A 16,325-nucleotide genomic window follows, 5' to 3' on the forward strand; every position below is an offset into this window, starting at 1 on the left:
AAGCTAAACATATTAGTTTTATTTTTAGACGAGTTATGATATTTCTTATGCCGAGGTTAAAAAATCCACAGGAGGATACCATGGATAGCATCGACGATATTTTCGCAATATTAGAACGTCCTGACCCAACAACAAAGGCCTCTTCGAAAGGGAAAAAGCGCAAATGGCGTGAAATAGAAGCGTTAAAGGAAAGACACAGACTGAAAAAAGAACTCGAAGAATTCGGTTCTTTTGATGAAATTGATTTAGATGACTTAGTTATCTAACAATCATCACAATAAAGGCTCTCTTGAGCCTTTTTTTTCATCTGATTAAAGCTTAAAACTCATACCCAACACTGACAATAAATTGAAAATCGTTTTTCTCAGGTGCCTCCCCTTGAGAACGGGTAAATGGTTTATCATTTCTATCAACATACAATAATAAATCTAATTCAAAATCATTCGTCAGTTCAACATCAAAACCCGTTTTTAAGGTTTGCTGTTTACCACCTAACTGTTCTTTTAAGAATTGAATTTGATAATCAAATTTGAAATCAACGCGCGATGATACTTCCCAATCAACCACCATACCGAGCGAAAGCGCGCCGGATGTTTCTCGCTCTTCGTTATTTGATGAAGTGAAACGTGTACTTTGATAACTCGGGCCCGCACTTAAATTCCAGTCCAACGTTTTGCTGTCAACTAAGTGGTAACCTACACCTACACCATAAGTTGAGCGCTCATCAATGTTACTAAAAGGATCGGAAAAATATTCATATTCAAGCGGACGAATAAATACTTTGTTTGAGAAAAACCAATCAAGGCTGATATTAAGGCGCTGATTATCAACCGTTGTTTGCGCCTCTTTTGACGTATTTTGCAATTCACTTTTATTAATCAAATAATCAACTTTTAACCGATTAATCGCTGAGCGCCTTTGTAATTGCAAACGCATATTGGTGTCGTTTTGTTTAATGTTGCCACGGCGAAAATTAGCACCTAAATTAATCGAGCCAGACCATAAATTTATCCGGCTTTCTCCAAACGGCACCATGGTAAGCACATTGCTAAAATACACTCGCTCACTTTTTAAACCCTGGTGTATAGTCAGTACATTATCACTTAACTCTAAACGGCCAGTATAAATTCGCCCTGCATTGAGCCTCACACTAAATGCATGCTCTGAGCGAATCTCACTAATATCTTCAGCATCAATGGTTTGCAAGCCAAACTCATCAGAGTCAAACTCAACTTTGTCATCATAGAATGAAATGATTTCGCCATTTATCCATTCACCAGAACTGGTTTTAAGCCAATCACGATCAACAAATATTTCAGGCTCAGCGGCAAATGTCTTTAGCGAAAAAGCAAAAAGTATCAGGGAGACAAGTCGCGTAAAATAGTGCTTTTTTTGCATCATTAAAGGTTGTTTAAATGCCAATTTATTGGGGTTTTACCCATAGCTAATAAGGCATCGTTCGCTTTAGAGAAATGCTTACAACCAAAAAAGCCACGATAGGCCGAAAGCGGTGACGGATGCGGCCCATTGAAGACTACATGCTTAGTAGTATCGATATGACGTCCTTTCTTTTGCGCATGCGAACCCCAAAGCAAAAAAACAATACCTTCGGCATGTTCATTCAATGCAGCTATAACGCGATCAGTAAAGGTCTCCCAACCGAGCATTTTATGCGAGTGAGCTTGGCCTTGTTCAACGGTTAATACCGTATTGAGTAACAGTACACCCTGCTCTGCCCAAGTTTGCAAATAACCATGATTGGGTATAGCAAAACCGTCGATATCGGTTGCTAATTCTTTATACATATTGGCAAGAGATGGTGGCGCTTTAACGCCTGGTTTTACTGAAAATGCCAAGCCATGTGCTTGGTTTGGGCCATGATAAGGGTCCTGCCCGAGGATCACCACTTTTACATCTTCAAACGCGGTGCTTGAAAACGCACTAAACACTTCATCCGCAGGCGGAAATACATTAACCCCCTCTGCGCGCCTTTTAGCAACATAGTCGAGCGTGTCTTTAAAGTAGTCTTGTTGCTTTTCAACTGCGAGTACATCTGTCCAAGTAGTCATAAAATTCTTTGTCGGTTATTTTTGCTGTCAGTATGCCATAAAAAAGCCGCTAACTTGTAGCGGCTGGGTATTTCAATCAACAGATTTAAAAGGATTAAGCTAGTTTTGCCAAAATGTTTTCACGAAGCACTTGATAGTCATTAACTAGGTCTTCTGCTAAACACTGTTTTGCTAGTGCATCAGCAAGTGGTTTTGGCATATCTAATTCAATCGAAAGAATTTCTTCAACTGACTCTTTAAATTTAGCTGGGTGAGCGGTTGATAAAAAGATGCCAACACCATCGGCAGCTAAATCTTGTTTTAAGCCTTGGTAAGCAATTGCCGTATGCGGCTCAGCTAAGTAACCTTTAGCATAAACATCATGCATTACCGCTTTCGTTTCTGCTTCATCTACACTGTGCGAATAAAAGTTATCGTAACTAAACCAGTTGTTATCTAGCATAAACTGCACTCGTGGCCAGTTATTTGGTTTACTTACGTCCATCGCATTTGATAGCGATTCTAGTGTTGCATTTGGCGTCCATTCTTTTGATGCCAAATAGCGCGGCACAGTATCATTTTGATTTGTCGTTGCAGAAAGTTTAGCCACTGGTAAACCTAAACTTGCGGCAATCATTGCAGCACACACATTACCAAAGTTACCACTTGGCACCGAAATATGTGCTTTTGCGCGCTCTGCTTTAGGTAATTTCGCCACCGCTTCAAAGTAGTAACAAACTTGCGCAAGTAAACGGCTAATATTGATTGAGTTTGCTGAGTTTAAGCCCAAGCGCTGTTTCACTTCATCATCTAAAAACGCTTGTTTAACCATCGCTTGGCAGTCATCAAAGCTGCCATCTACTGCGTAACAATGAATGTTATTGCCTAGCGTTGTGAACAGCTTTTGCTGAGCTAATGAAATTTTACCTTTCGGGTATAAAATCACCACATCAATGTCTTTTTTGCCGTAAAACGCATGTGCCACAGCAGCACCTGTGTCACCACTTGTTGCTGTTAAAATCGTGGTTTTATTGCCTTCATTAAATACCGACAAGCACTCCGCCATAAAACGGCCACCAAAGTCTTTAAATGCGAGCGTTGGACCATGAAACAGCTCAAGGCAGTAAACATTATCTTCAACTTTTACCAGTTCAGCTGGAAAGTTAAAGGCATTTTGTACCATTTGCTGTACGGTACTTTCTGGTAGTTCATCACCAATTAAATGCGATAAAATTTTGCTACTACGCGCGACAAAATCAAGCTCAAGTAATTCATCAACATTGCTTAGCGGCACAAGGCTATTTGGGAAAAAGACACCTTGATTGTTGCCTAATCCTACTTTTACCGCCTCTACAAACGATACCTTCTGCTCGGCGTCTTTTAGATTATGCAATAACATCACTTTCTCCTTTTTCTAGTACACGTGTGCCACGGTTATCTATTTTACAAATGTGGCTAAAACCGTTTTCATTCAAATAATTTTCTTTTAACCAAGCGTCTATCGCTTGTGCTTGCGCTTCACTTTTTGTTAAAGCCAAAAGCGTTGGACCTGCGCCAGAAATGGCAACCACTTCTGCACCTAATTCTGGTAATGCCGCCTTGGCTTCGCTAAAGCCTGCAATCAGAGATTGGCGATATGGCTCAGCAAGTTCGTCTTTCATCAGGGCTATTGCGCTATCAAATTGCCCGCTAAAACATAATGCGGTAAACGCGCTTAAACGCTGACCATAATTAATGCTAGTGTGCATGCTGACTTCTTTTGGCAGCACAGCGCGTGCTTTTGCGGTATTCAGTGCAAAGCCTGGGTAGGCAACAACTAATTGCCAATTTTCATCTGTTGGTAACGCCAGTGAATTATTTGGCACTAAATCACCGCACAATTGCAAACCACCTAAATAACAAGGTGCAATGTTATCGTAGTGGCGACCACCACTGACTTTTTCTTCAAAATCAGCCATTAATGCCAATAACTGTTTTTGTGAAAGGTTGGTATTAGCAAACTTATCAAGTGCTGCAAATGCAGCAACCACAGAGCACGCACTTGAACCTAAGCCAGAACCAACCGGCAAGTTTTTCTTTAATTCCAGTTTACATGCTGGCATATCACTTGAAACACGCTCACGGAAATGCACTAAACACTGATAAGCAAGGTTATCCTCTTTAGGACCAGCCAGTTTTTCAGCGTATTTTCCACTACATACAAATTCGTCTTGGCCTGAATCGCTTGCACCAATTGCAACAATATCACCAAGTAGCGCGCCACTTACTGGCGCAAGTGCTGCGCCAAGTAAGTCAAAACCAACGGCAAAATTACCACTGGATGCGGGTGCATAAACTTCAATCATCACCCTCTCCTACGGCAGTGTTTTTAAAATGTCGGCAAATACGCCTGCCGCAGTTACTTCTGCACCTGCGCCATAACCACGAATGACAAATGGTTTTGGCTGATAGTATTGGCTTAAGATTGCCAGTGCATTTTCACCATCACGAACACTGTTAAGCGCATCTTCTTTGCTTACAGCTTGAATACCTACTTTACATTTGCCATCTTCGATTGAACCAACATAACGCAGTACTTTGCCATCCGCTTTTGCTGATTCAACACGCGCTGTAAACTCAGCATCAAGTTCAGGTAGTCGTGCCATAAACTCATCAACACTTGACCCTTCAGCAAATTTTGGTGATACCACAGGTTCAACGTCTATATCATCAAGCTCAAGCTGTAATCCAGATTCACGGGCAATAATAAGTAACTTACGTGCTACATCCATACCGGATAAATCATCTCGCGGATCAGGCTCTGTAAAACCATTCTCTTTTGCTTGTTTAGTTGCTGCGCTTAAACTTAAGCCATCTTCAACTACACCAAACATATACGACAGTGAACCGCTTAGAATACCGTTAAAGCTAAGTAATTTATCACCTGCACCAAACAGCAGCTGCAAGTTATCAAGCACTGGTAAGCCAGCACCTACGTTTGTTTCGTATAAAAATTTACGACCTGTTTTTTGTGTGGCAGATACCAGCGATTGGTAATATGCCTGCGAGCTCGTATTTGCTTTTTTATTAGCCGCTACCACGTGGAAACCTGCATTAATAAAGTCTAAATACTGCTCTGCTAAGAACTGTGATGATGAACAATCAACAAGCACAGGGTTAATTAAATGGTTTTCTTTGACAAATTGCTCAACCGCTTTTAAATCAAAGCTCTGCTGTGAATCGGCAAGTTGCATTTGCCAGTTTTCAAAATCTACACCGTCACTATCAAGTAGCATTTGACGCGAGTTTGCAACGCCATACAGATTCAGTTTGATATTACGTTTTTTCAGCCATTCTTGCTGGCGTTGTAGCTGGCTAACCAGCTCTTTACCCACTAAACCACAGCCGAGTAAAAATACATCTATAGAAGGCACATGAGTAAAGAAGTTTTCATGACATACTTTCACTGCATCATTACAAGATTGACCATCAATTACCGCTGAAATCGCGCTTTCTGTCGAGTCTTGCGCAATCGCAACAATGTTAACTTGTGCTTGAGCAAGTGATGCAAAGAACTTAGCAGCAAGGCCTTTATGGGCTTTCATGTTGTCGCCAACTAAAGTCACTATTGCTAAATTTTGTTCGATTTGGAATGGTTCTATCAGGCCTGCTTGGGCTTCTAACGAGAACGCTTGCTCAAGAGCGTTTGTGGCTTTAGCTAAATCAGCTTGATAAACACAAAAGCTGATGCTGAATTCGCACGATGACTGTGTAATTAACACAATTGAGATTTCATCTTGCGCTAATGCGCTAAATACGCGCGATGCCATACCCACTTTGCCTTTCATGCCTGGGCCAGACACTGTGATCATTGCAAGATCTTGTAAGCTCGAGAGCGCTTTTACAGGCTCACCGTTAGAGCTTGACTGCGCACTGATAAGCGAGCCAGGCACATCAGGGTCATGAGTATTTTTAATCTCACATGGCACGCCATATTTAGCACAAGGAAGAATTGTTTTAGGGTGAAGTACTTTAGCGCCAAAGTATGAAAGCTCCATGGCTTCTTTGTAGCTTAAGCTATCAATTTTCATTGCTGATTTGATATAACGCGGGTCGGCGCTATAAACACCGTCTACATCTGTCCAAATTTGGCAGATTTTAGCATCAACACAGGCTGCGGCTATCGCTGCTGAGTAATCAGAGCCATTACGACCAAGGGTTGTTAACTCACCTTGCTCGCTTGCGGCAGTAAAGCCCGGCATAATATAAACCTTGCTTGGCTGCTCTGCTAATTGTTTTGCAAATTGCTGTTTTGACTGTGTTAAATCAACTTCTGCATCTAAATAGTTGTTGTTTGACGCAATGCACTTAGTGGCTTCAAGGTAGACAGGCGATAATTCATTTAACAACGCTTGCATCAGCGATACACTAACGCGCTCACCAAAACTGATTACATACGCTTTTACTTGCGATGGGCAATGCCCGATTAACGCAACACCATCAAGCTTTTGCTTTAACTCATCAAAATTAGGCCAATTTGTTACAGCTGCAACCTCTGATACCTGTGCTTTAAGGCCTTCACTACGTGTAACGAGTGCTTGCCATGCAGCTGCATAATCTTGCCCTTTTTCAGCAAGTTCAGAGAGCTCAACAAGGCTGTCAGTCATACCACCTGGTGCAGATAACACTAACAGCATTTGGTCTTCAAGCTGACCTTTGGCAAGCTCAGCTACCTGCTTTAAACAGGCAAAGTCGGCAAGTGAAGATCCACCAAACTTTAATACTTTCATTCTTTTTCCCCATTCCAAAAACGAAAAAGGCCTGTGCTCTTAGTGAGCACAGGCCTTTAAATTTTGCGTACAGACCTATGCCACTATCCAGTTAGGATAATGGTTGTAATAATCGTGGTAAGTACTAAATTAATCTGTTTCATGGGGACTAGACTGCCGAATCACAAAAGTAATGTCAACTATTAAAAAAGATAATTTATTCCATTTAGCTCTATAATAAATCAACGAATGCCAAATTTATGCAAAAGAGATGAAAACGCTTCATCTTTAAATGGTTTTTCAATAAAACCTAGCACTCCATAGTCAGCAACTCGCTGCTTCATTTCAGGTTGGATATCGGCCGATATAATGACCGTATGTAGATGGATATTCTCAGCTTTTAAATTAGCTAACACCCCAAGGCCGTCCATTACAGGCATAGTGAGGTCGAGGCACAACAAACCAAATTCTTGCTGGCGCAATAAATCTAATGCCTCTTGTCCATTTTGGGCTTGGCTGACAACAAAGTCATCGTGACTTTTAAAAAAACGGACTACTTGTTTTCGCGCTATAAGCGAGTCATCGCACACAAGTACCGGAAATGCACTAGTCAAAACATAAAACCAAATAAAACTGCAATAATAGTCATAATATGAGTAAACGCTGTAATTGCAACAATTATGCGAGCTAGTTTCCAGAGCATGTTGATCTTTGTGGTCTAAATTCTGTTCAAATCCAAAGCATTTTGATCGCGGCGTTGCTTTGCAGGCCTAGTGGGCTAAGTCAAGAAGCAACAACAAAGAACAAAACGCTTTGGGCTGAACCTGTTAGGCAGTGCTTGTTTGGCATTTATACTGCTTTATCGTTCATTTATGTAGAATAACTACACTACAATCACTCTGCCTTGTCTAAATGCCAAACAAACAGCTGCAGAAACAGACAGCAAAGATCATCATGCTCTGATACAAAGTATTACAGACAAAAAATTATGAAATTATCGAGAACAGCGTGGAAAAATGAACTAAGCTTTTATTTATTCAATTTATTTAACCACTTTCGTATTTATTTTTAAGCTAAAATTAGCTAACTTTAATGTCGTGCATGAAAAAAATTACAATAATGAGGATCTGGTTAATTCAATGTTAAGCAAAAGTCTTTCTAAACGCTTGTTAACCAGCGTACTCTCAGTTTATTTTGTACTTACGTTTATCGTAACTTGCGGTCAAGTAATCGCTGAATATCACAATTCTAAAGATCACATTCAAAACGAACTCTCCACGTTACAAAAAACCTTTTCAGGTAGTTTAACGCGCGCTATTTGGGAGTTAAACACCCAACAAACACGTACCATTGCCGAGGGTTTATTGGCAATCCCCTCTATCGAAGGGGTCATTGTGCGCGATGATAACGGTGAAATTATTTCGCAGATTGGTCAATCTATCGATATTGTTGAGCGCTATGAATCGCAGTTAGTGCAAGAGGCGGTGCTAGTACAGCATACGACGTCTGGTTTATTTGGTTATACCTTCCCGCTGGTATTTGAATTTTCTGGTCGTGCTACCCAAGTTGGTGACGTAACACTATTTTCAAGCCGCGAAGTGGTGTTTAGCCGCATTATGGTTTCGCTTTACTTTTTAGTAGGTAATGCCTTAATCAAAACCACTTTCTTAATTATTTTGTTTTTAATGGCCTTTAGACGTTTACTTACTGAGCCATTAACCGATTTAACCCAACAAATTGAAGAGTTAGAGCTTGATAATTTAGAAGGTGCTCGCGTTAGCATTGAAACCACCGAGCACAACGAATTAAAAATCATGGAGCACTCTTTCAACAAGCTAATTGATAAAGTTGTAAGTTATAAAGACCAATTAGAGTCTACGCAAAAGCAATTAGTACATACCAATGAAAAGCTCGACCAACAAAATCTGCTTTTAGAGCAAGAAGTTGCACGTAAAACCTCAAATTTAAGCCAAGCTATGATGGATTTACAGCAGCAAAAGTACGAACTAGAAAAACAAAAACTGGTTCTTACCGAAGAAGTCGATCGCCGTAAAATGACCGAAGATGAGTTACTGTCTAAGCAAGATGAACTTACTAAGTATGTAGATGAATTAAACATGGCGCAGGAGCGCTTAGTTGGCTCTGAAAAAATGGCGGCATTGGGCGGCTTAGTAGCGGGTATTACTCACGATATCAACACACCTGTGGGTATTGGTGTAACTGCAACCTCTTTCCTGCAAGAGCGCCTTGCTCAAGTTGAAGCTGCATATCAAGAAAAAACCCTATCGCCTAAAGCGCTTGAAGAGTTTATTGCCGATGCAAAACAAAGCACGGCACTGTTAACCACTAACTTAGAGCGCGCATCAGAGCTTGTTGCTAGCTTTAAACAAATTGCGGTTGACCAAGCGAGTGAAGCTGTTCGTCAAATTAACTTAAAAGAATATTTGAATGAAATTATTCGCTCACTGCATCCAAAGCTTAAAAAGACAATGCACAAAATTAATATTCATTGTCCTGAAGACCTATTGCTCAACTTGCCAGCTGGCGCAATCAGTCAGATTTTTACCAACCTGATTATGAACTCGCTTATTCATGGTTTTGAAGGCATTAATGCAGGCACTATCGACATCAATATCCAAGAGCAAGATGGCGAAGTATCAATAACCTTCAAAGATAACGGTCGTGGTGTTGAAGCTGAACAACTAGAAAACCTATTTGACCCATTCTATACCACACGTCGCGAGCAAGGCGGCAGCGGCCTTGGTACGCATATTACCTTTAACTTAGTGAAGCAAACCCTTGCAGGTGACATCACTGCAACCAGCGAGCCTGGTAAAGGTTTATGCTATAAAATCACTTTCCCTAAGGATATGCCAAGCCCTGACTCATCACCTTTGGTTGATTAAATGTACAAATAGAAAAGAAGCGCCGAAAGGCGCTTTTTTATTGTTGGTAACCCTGTTAGGCTTAGCTGAATTTATAAGAGAAATTGGTACTACCAATTCAGTTTCAAGGATCCTTTCATGTGGTTTAGTAACCTAATTTGTTATCGCTTTAAACAAGAAGTTGATTACAACCAAGACGAATTTGAAAAAGCACTCGAACAAGATAAGTTTCGCCCATGTGGCAGCCAAGATTTAAGCACCTTTGGCTGGACTAAAGCGTTAGGCAAACATGGTCAAATGCTGTCACATTTTAGCAAAAAGAGCATTCTACTGTGCGCTAAACGTGAAGAAAAAGTACTTCCTCCAGCTGTGATCAATGACCTTCTAGCTGAAAAAGTAGAGCAAATTGAAAACAGCGAAAACCGCCCTGTTAAGAAAAAAGAAAAAGACGAATTAAAAGAAAACTTAATTCACTCGTTATTGCCTCAGGCGTTTAAAAAATCAAGCTTACAATTTGCTTTTATCGACCTAGAAAAAGGCTGGATGGTAGTTAATAGCGCAAGCTTTAATAAAGCAGAAGAGCTACTTGCACTGCTTCGTAAATCACTCGGTTCACTACCTGTAGTACCTGCATTTGTTAATTACGATTTAGGTCTATTTTTAACAAATTGGTTAGCAAAAGATGCAGCACCAGAGCAATTTACAATTGGCCTTGACGCAGAGCTTGTTGAACCAGAAGAAAACGGCGCAAAAGTAGTGCTTAAGCAGCACGACCTAGCCTCAGACGAAGTTAAGAGCCACTTAGACAACGGTAAAGTGGTAACAAAACTCGCTCTTGATTGGATGGAACGCATTCGCTTTGTACTGCAAGAAGACGGCTCTATTAAACGTGTTAACTACGCAGAGCTGTTAAAAGAAGAAAACGCTGACATTCCAAAAGAAGATATGGCAGTTAAGTTAGATGCTGATTTTATGCTTTCAAGCGATGAAATTAAGCAAATGCTAGAAGCGCTAATTACTGCGCTAGGCGAACCTGAAGATACAATTTAAGGCTATCTGTGTAACCGACGCTAAATATTCAAAAAGCCGCAAACGCGGCTTTTTTATGGTTAAAGTTTCTGATTTATCTATTTTGAAAACGTACTTTTAGACTTAAAAGTTTAATCTCAGCTTATAAATAAAATTAAAGCTGGTTTGTCGTACTATCAACTTTAAACTTACAAAACTATACATTGCGCAACTGCCCCCTCTTGTTCATTTTTGTTACACGACAAAAACGAACCAAAAAACGTGCCCCAAAAATCAAACTGATTCCTCAAATACAATTTAAATATGAACATAAACGCCATGAAGCAACGTCCCTGTTGTACATGGCTTGCTCGACCGCTTCGCTCCCTGTCTCGCATTATTCATTTAAATTGTATTTTCAAGTTTGATTAATGGGTGAGGGAGTAAACCTTAACACCTAGCTTAATGACAGGTTAGTGCCAGAAGCGGTCATTCGTAACGCCGCAAATAAACGGCTAAAAATAGTGGGCTATAATTTGTGAGGTACGAACAAAGCCCGCTGTTTTTTGTCCGCACTTTTAATTTGCTTTGTTATATTGCGATTTACACAATACATTTTGATTAGCGCCGCTACCATACAGCTTTAACCTTTCTGTACCACCTGTTTTTTCAAAAAACTCTTGTAATGTAATTTCCTTTTGCTCGTAGTTCATTAGTTGCCAGAGGCCGTAAAAACCTTTGAACCAAAAGTAATAGAACACAGCTCCGACAGCTAACAGTAGATATACAGATTTACCTGCTTTTTGTTTGTACTTTATCCCGCAATAAAAAAACCAAATGCAGCTAAATATCGCCACAATAAAAAATGCAGAGAAAGGAGTTATTACAGTATAGGAGTTACTCCAAATAGAGCTTAAACAAGTGAAATCTCTGCCTGATACTATTGAGAAGATCAAAGTAATTTTAAAAAAGAAATACAACAGCACGGTAATGAACACCGCATATAAGATACCACTTTCCTTGCTTTCTTTTTTATTCAACGCTTGACCTTACAAAGCAATATAACGCCTCAATATGGGGCGTAAAAAGCTTGGCTAAAATTAGCGAAGAATGAGCGTCAGCCAAGCTTTAGACGTCCCACACATAATTGACTTGTTATATGCTCTTAACACCAATAACCTCGCCCGACATTAAAACAGCAACGAAATTTTTTGAACCATACATTTTGTTGCCATCAAGTAAAGGATCGTACTCAACAACGTAATACCAATACTCTTCTTTAGAAAAGCCAGCCAGACAATGATACTTAACTAATTCTACACTTCTAATTTCGATGCCATCGAATTTAGGCAAATTATCGACAGCCCAATCTTCAACTAAAGAATAAGCTTTATAAGTTGCTAATGGTGGAGAAACCATTTTTTTAGGTGACCAAGAGCCTGCCTTTTTTATTTTGCTCCCCGGAACAATAAGACCATACTTTTCACCACCATGAGTTACTGTAGTTCTTGGAGTATGATCCTCACAAAAATCTGTATTCGCTTGTGCAAATAGCGGTAGTAAAACTAAAAAAGAAACTAGAAATTTATTCACAATTCTTCCTTGAGCATATAACGCCTCAATAAGAGGCATAAAATCAATTGGTTATACTTTAGCGAGGAACGAGCGACAAGCCAATTGATTTTTGTCGCTCACTTGATTGACTTGTTATATGCCGCTATCTCTGCACTAAAAAACCTAGAGGGCTTATTAGTAAAACAATTAGCGAAGAGTAACCTATTGTTAATGAATAGGAAGAAAGCTTAACCGTTAATTTAGTAAATTTGTCTTCGCTAACTTTATACAATAAACCGCAAAATATGAGCGTAATAAATGTAGCAATGGACGTAATTATTAAAGAGGTTTCACTAACTGTCGTGTGCCCGTCATTACTATAGCCATAGAACTTAAACCACTGCCATAAGCCATGAATAATTCTCTCACCAACACCGTACCATTGGATTAATGCGACAAAACATACAATCAAAGCTAGAAATCTATACAAAATTTTCATAGGCATATAACAATTTAATATCTACCCAATGGGTCGTTTTTCTAACGAGCCGCGGGTCATTTTTATCATTGTACCAGTTCTACCACACTAACTAACTTGTTGCTACAGATAAACTTTTAATCATTATAGAAATAATGAAAAGGATAAAAACGACCAAATGGGTCGTTTTCCTGAATATAGGAGAAACTCATAGCAACTGGACATAAAATCAGTGCTGAAAAATAATTTTCTAATGACTGCTATTCGCTCTGAGCTGCCTTAGAGCGACTAAGTATGATATGGACATGAATTAATAATTCATCCATGAAGCTTGGTTCCATCGGTCATCCATGACCTCACTTCCTAAAGCTGCGAAGCTCAGATGATTCTAGGCTTCCTGCCTTTCACCCTCCGGGCCAGCTAAGCTGTTCAAAAATATTCCATATATTTTTGTCGGTCTTTCGTCACCCCTTTAATCAAACCTGAAAGCAAAATTTAAATGAATAATGCGAGACAAGGAGCGAAGCGGTCAAGCAAGCCATGTAGGCATGGGTGAATAGCGTCTTGAGTCGAACGAAGTTCGACTAGCTATGAACGCGAGAAAAGGACTTCGAGCTGGAAAGCGTACAGGGATGTTTAGCGCGTTGCTTCATGGCGTTTATGTTCACATTTAATTTATGCTTTAAGAATCAGTTTGATTTTGGGGCACGTTTTTTGGTTCGTTTTTGTCGTGTAACAAAAATGAACAAGAGCGCATCATGGATGATGCGAGATAAAAATCAGGGATGAGTGCTGCTTTGTATAAGACTCCTAAAGCTCATTACCAGTTGAAACCCCAGCCACAAAAAAAGCCGCTTATGCGGCTTTTCTCACTCTGGCTGTAATTAGCAATTACGCCATTAAGTTTTGTAGCTTTTTCATAGCTGATTTTTCTAGCTGGCGAACACGCTCTGCTGATACTTGGTATTTAGCAGCTAGGTCTTGCAGTGTTTCTTTCTCTTCTGCTAACCAACGTGCGCGGATAATATCTTGTGAACGCTCATCTAACGTGTTTAACGCTGAGAATAGGCGTTGGTTTGAGTTATCCTGCCACTGTTCTTCTTCAACCGTTTCAGCTAAGTCTGACGATTGATCTGTTAAGTATTGAACAGGTGAAAACTGAGACTGCGGCGTGCTTTCGTCTTCGTCCGCATTTAAGTCAAAGCCCATATCTTGACTGCTCATACGCGATTCCATTTCACGTACGTCTTTTTCAGATACACCTAATTCGTTAGCAACTGTTTGCACTTCTTCGTGATTAAACCAACCTAAACGCTTTTTGTTTTTACGCAGGTTGAAGAATAACTTACGTTGCGCTTTAGTTGTTGCAACTTTAACGATGCGCCAATTTTTAAGCACATACTCATGAATTTCTGCTTTAATCCAGTGAACAGCAAATGATACTAAGCGTACACCTACAGTTGGGTCGAAACGTTTTACTGCCTTCATCAGGCCAACGTTTCCTTCCTGAATAAGATCTGCCTGCGGTAAACCATAACCCGAATAGCTCTTCGCGATATGTGCAACAAATCTAAGGTGTGACATGATTAACGCTCTTGCTGCATTAAGGTCGCCACTGTCCTGTAGCTTCTCTGCCAATGCCTTTTCCTCATCCGCACTTAGCATAGGAATTGTGCTTACAGCTTGTAGATAGCTTTCGATGCTACCTGCATTTTGCGGCATACTAAGTGTTAGGGCATTCATCTCTTTTGTCATATTTCACCTCAGGTGGAGTAACAAACTTTCTCAATTTTAGCACTCTCTTAACTAGAGTGCTAATCTGAATTTACAGGTTTTGAGCAGGAATTCAAGTTAAAGTTCCATGAAACTTGTAAGAAAAAACTAATCTCATGAAATATAGACAATTTTAAATGGATATATTCTTTGCAACAAACCAAACAAAGCTAAACTTCGTTTGGTTCTATAGCATCAATGTAGCGTTTAACCGATAAAAACGAGCCAAACAAACCTAGGCTAATTGCCAATCCTAGCAGTACTAAGAACTCGCTAAAGTTAAGCCCTTGCAAATTAAAGCTGGCGTTATAAACACCCACAACATGGGTTACTGCGTTATCAAGCCAAAGCAACATCATTAATACCGCAAGAAAGGCAATAAAGCCGCCAACAATGCCGTACCAAATGCCTGTCCATAAAAATGGCGCTTGTATAAAGTGGTTAGTAGCACCTACAAGCTTCATAAGCTGTATTTCTTGTTTTTTATCCATAATGGATAAACGAATGGTGTTACCAACAATCAGTACCACTGAGGTTAAAAGTAAGAAAGCGATGGTTAATACACTTTCTCGAAGCAGGCTGAGCAAGGCATTTAGCCTTTCAAGCCATTCAATGTCGAGTTTACCAAAATCCACATCTCGCTCACGCTCTAATTTATCGAGTAATTCTCGCGCGGCTTCCGGTTTGGTAAATTGACTATTTGGCGTCACCAGCACAACACTTGGTAGCGGGTTTTCGTCAAGGTAGTTAAGCGCTTCACCAAAACCCGATGCCACTTTAAATTCTTCTAATGCATCTTGTTTTGAAATAAAACGTACTTCTTTTACTTCTTTGTAAAGAGATAAGCGTTTTACCAGCGCGGTTGAGTCTTTGTCTGAAATATCTTGCTTTAAGAAAAGTGAAATTTCCGCAGCATTATCAAAACCACTGCTTACCTTTTGCACATTTTTAACCACCACATAAAGGGTGGTTGGTAAAGTTAAACTAAGGCCAAGCACGGCAATTGTCATCAATGATGCAACAGGTGTGCGCCAAAGTTCACCAAGGCTTTGCACCCCTTGGCGAATGGTATTCATAAAGGCGAAATACAATCCCATTATTGATGAATGCTTAATTTGTTCGCCCTGACTTTTACGCCCTTTAAATAATAAACTCACAGTGCATCTCCCATTAATGGATCAACCACTAAATTACCGGCTTTTAAGGTTAAGCTACGATATTTCATGCGAGCAATCAGCCCTAAGTCGTGAGTTGCAATCAACACTGTGGTGCCGTGCTGATTAAAATCTTCAAACAGTTTTAAAATTTCAACAGAAAGTTCAGGGTCTAAGTTACCCGTAGGCTCATCGGCCAATAAAATTGGCGGCGAATTTACAATCGCGCGGGCAATACCTACTCGCTGTTGCTCACCACCCGATAGCGTTTCTGGTGCGCAGCGTGCCTTATTTAAAAGTCCAACTTTATCAAGCGCGCCATGAACGCGCTTTTCAATATCGCGGCGATGGCTGCCAGCAATAATAAGTGGCAAAGCCACATTATCAAACACTGAATAGCGGTCTAGCAGGCGGTGATTTTGGAAAATAACACCAATATCCCGCCTTACAAATGGGACTTGTTTGGCTGTCACTTTATTGAGGCAAACACCATTAATAAAAACTTCTCCAGCTGATGGCCTTTCCATCAAACTAATCAGTTTTAATAATGTGCTTTTACCTGCCCCACTGTGGCCCGTTAAGAAAGCAAGTTCACCTGGTTGTAAGTGAAAGCTTACTTTCTCAATGGCTTTGTGGCCGCCGGGGTATGTTTTACTTACCTGTTCAAATTTTATCAT

General features: G+C 40.1%; 14 protein-coding genes. 3 read left to right on the forward strand and 11 right to left on the reverse strand.

Annotated features, from left to right (window positions below; genetic code table 11):
- The first annotated feature begins 80 nt into the window (after nt 1–80).
- Nucleotides 81–266 carry a DUF3545 family protein gene (locus AAEU29_RS06370; RefSeq protein WP_421972540.1) on the forward strand — a complete coding sequence of 62 codons (186 nt, stop codon included), beginning with the start codon at nt 81–83 and terminating at the stop codon, nt 264–266.
- Nucleotides 267–318: 52 nt separating this feature from the next.
- Here the strand turns inward: AAEU29_RS06370 and AAEU29_RS06375 are convergent, their stop codons facing one another.
- The 6 genes from AAEU29_RS06375 to AAEU29_RS06400 form a co-directional block, all read right to left on the reverse strand.
- Nucleotides 319–1,401 carry a DUF481 domain-containing protein gene (locus tag AAEU29_RS06375; RefSeq protein ID WP_421972541.1) on the reverse strand — a complete coding sequence of 361 codons (1,083 nt, stop codon included), beginning with the start codon at nt 1,399–1,401 and terminating at the stop codon, nt 319–321.
- The gene (gene ung, locus AAEU29_RS06380; protein ID WP_421972542.1) at nt 1,401–2,069 is read right to left on the reverse strand and encodes a uracil-DNA glycosylase; all 669 of its coding nucleotides are present in this window, start codon (nt 2,067–2,069) and stop codon (nt 1,401–1,403) included. Before ung ends, AAEU29_RS06375 begins: the two co-directional genes overlap by 1 nt.
- A 94-nt stretch (nt 2,070–2,163) precedes the next feature.
- The gene (gene thrC / locus AAEU29_RS06385; protein ID WP_421972543.1) at nt 2,164–3,447 is read right to left on the reverse strand and encodes a threonine synthase; all 1,284 of its coding nucleotides are present in this window, start codon (nt 3,445–3,447) and stop codon (nt 2,164–2,166) included.
- The gene (gene thrB, locus AAEU29_RS06390) at nt 3,434–4,393 is read right to left on the reverse strand and encodes a homoserine kinase (protein ID WP_421972544.1); all 960 of its coding nucleotides are present in this window, start codon (nt 4,391–4,393) and stop codon (nt 3,434–3,436) included. Before thrB ends, thrC begins: the two co-directional genes overlap by 14 nt.
- Before the next feature lie 9 nt (nt 4,394–4,402).
- Nucleotides 4,403–6,817, reverse strand: a complete 2,415-nt coding sequence (gene thrA, locus AAEU29_RS06395) for a bifunctional aspartate kinase/homoserine dehydrogenase I (protein WP_421972545.1) — start codon at nt 6,815–6,817, stop codon at nt 4,403–4,405.
- Between the two features lie 221 nt (nt 6,818–7,038).
- Nucleotides 7,039–7,410, reverse strand: coding sequence for a response regulator (locus AAEU29_RS06400; protein WP_421972546.1), 372 nt, complete (start codon nt 7,408–7,410; stop codon nt 7,039–7,041).
- Nucleotides 7,411–7,935: 525 nt separating this feature from the next.
- Here AAEU29_RS06400 and AAEU29_RS06405 point away from each other — a divergent pair.
- Together AAEU29_RS06405 and rdgC are read left to right on the forward strand one after the other, a co-directional pair.
- Nucleotides 7,936–9,702, forward strand: coding sequence for an ATP-binding protein (locus AAEU29_RS06405; protein ID WP_421972547.1), 1,767 nt, complete (start codon nt 7,936–7,938; stop codon nt 9,700–9,702).
- A gap of 117 nt (nt 9,703–9,819) precedes the next feature.
- Entirely contained in the window at nt 9,820–10,731 is a 912-nt protein-coding gene (gene rdgC / locus AAEU29_RS06410) for a recombination-associated protein RdgC (RefSeq protein ID WP_274763654.1), read from the forward strand.
- 536 nt (nt 10,732–11,267) lie between these two features.
- Here rdgC and AAEU29_RS06415 read toward each other — a convergent pair.
- The 5 genes from AAEU29_RS06415 to ftsE form a co-directional block, all read right to left on the reverse strand.
- Nucleotides 11,268–11,729, reverse strand: a complete 462-nt coding sequence (locus AAEU29_RS06415) for a hypothetical protein (RefSeq protein WP_421972548.1) — start codon at nt 11,727–11,729, stop codon at nt 11,268–11,270.
- A 115-nt stretch (nt 11,730–11,844) separates the two neighbouring features.
- Entirely contained in the window at nt 11,845–12,282 is a 438-nt protein-coding gene (locus tag AAEU29_RS06420) for a hypothetical protein (RefSeq protein ID WP_421972549.1), read from the reverse strand.
- A gap of 1,330 nt (nt 12,283–13,612) precedes the next feature.
- Nucleotides 13,613–14,476, reverse strand: a complete 864-nt coding sequence (gene rpoH / locus AAEU29_RS06425; protein ID WP_421972550.1) for an RNA polymerase sigma factor RpoH — start codon at nt 14,474–14,476, stop codon at nt 13,613–13,615.
- A 188-nt stretch (nt 14,477–14,664) separates the two neighbouring features.
- On the reverse strand, nt 14,665–15,651 hold the full coding sequence (gene ftsX, locus AAEU29_RS06430) for a permease-like cell division protein FtsX (protein WP_421972551.1): 987 nt from the start codon (nt 15,649–15,651) through the stop codon (nt 14,665–14,667).
- Nucleotides 15,648–16,325, reverse strand: a complete 678-nt coding sequence (ftsE, locus tag AAEU29_RS06435; protein WP_274763667.1) for a cell division ATP-binding protein FtsE — start codon at nt 16,323–16,325, stop codon at nt 15,648–15,650. Before ftsE ends, ftsX begins: the two co-directional genes overlap by 4 nt.

The sequence above is a fragment of the Pseudoalteromonas aquimarina genome (genome assembly GCF_049257255.1).
In the GTDB taxonomy this organism is placed as follows: Bacteria; Pseudomonadota; Gammaproteobacteria; order Enterobacterales; family Alteromonadaceae; genus Pseudoalteromonas.

What these genes read in the sequence shown, in the direction of transcription:
- AAEU29_RS06370 (WP_421972540.1), top strand. Translation starts at nt 81, where the DNA reads ATGGATAGCATCGACGATATTTTCGCAATATTAGAACGTCCTGACCCA.
- AAEU29_RS06375 (WP_421972541.1), bottom strand. Translation starts at nt 1,401, where the DNA reads ATGATGCAAAAAAAGCACTATTTTACGCGACTTGTCTCCCTGATACTT.
- ung (WP_421972542.1), bottom strand. Translation starts at nt 2,069, where the DNA reads ATGACTACTTGGACAGATGTACTCGCAGTTGAAAAGCAACAAGACTAC.
- thrC (WP_421972543.1), bottom strand. Translation starts at nt 3,447, where the DNA reads ATGTTATTGCATAATCTAAAAGACGCCGAGCAGAAGGTATCGTTTGTA.
- thrB (WP_421972544.1), bottom strand. Translation starts at nt 4,393, where the DNA reads ATGATTGAAGTTTATGCACCCGCATCCAGTGGTAATTTTGCCGTTGGT.
- thrA (WP_421972545.1), bottom strand. Translation starts at nt 6,817, where the DNA reads ATGAAAGTATTAAAGTTTGGTGGATCTTCACTTGCCGACTTTGCCTGT.
- AAEU29_RS06405 (WP_421972547.1), top strand. Translation starts at nt 7,936, where the DNA reads ATGTTAAGCAAAAGTCTTTCTAAACGCTTGTTAACCAGCGTACTCTCA.
- rdgC (WP_274763654.1), top strand. Translation starts at nt 9,820, where the DNA reads ATGTGGTTTAGTAACCTAATTTGTTATCGCTTTAAACAAGAAGTTGAT.
- rpoH (WP_421972550.1), bottom strand. Translation starts at nt 14,476, where the DNA reads ATGACAAAAGAGATGAATGCCCTAACACTTAGTATGCCGCAAAATGCA.
- ftsE (WP_274763667.1), bottom strand. Translation starts at nt 16,325, where the DNA reads ATGATAAAATTTGAACAGGTAAGTAAAACATACCCCGGCGGCCACAAA.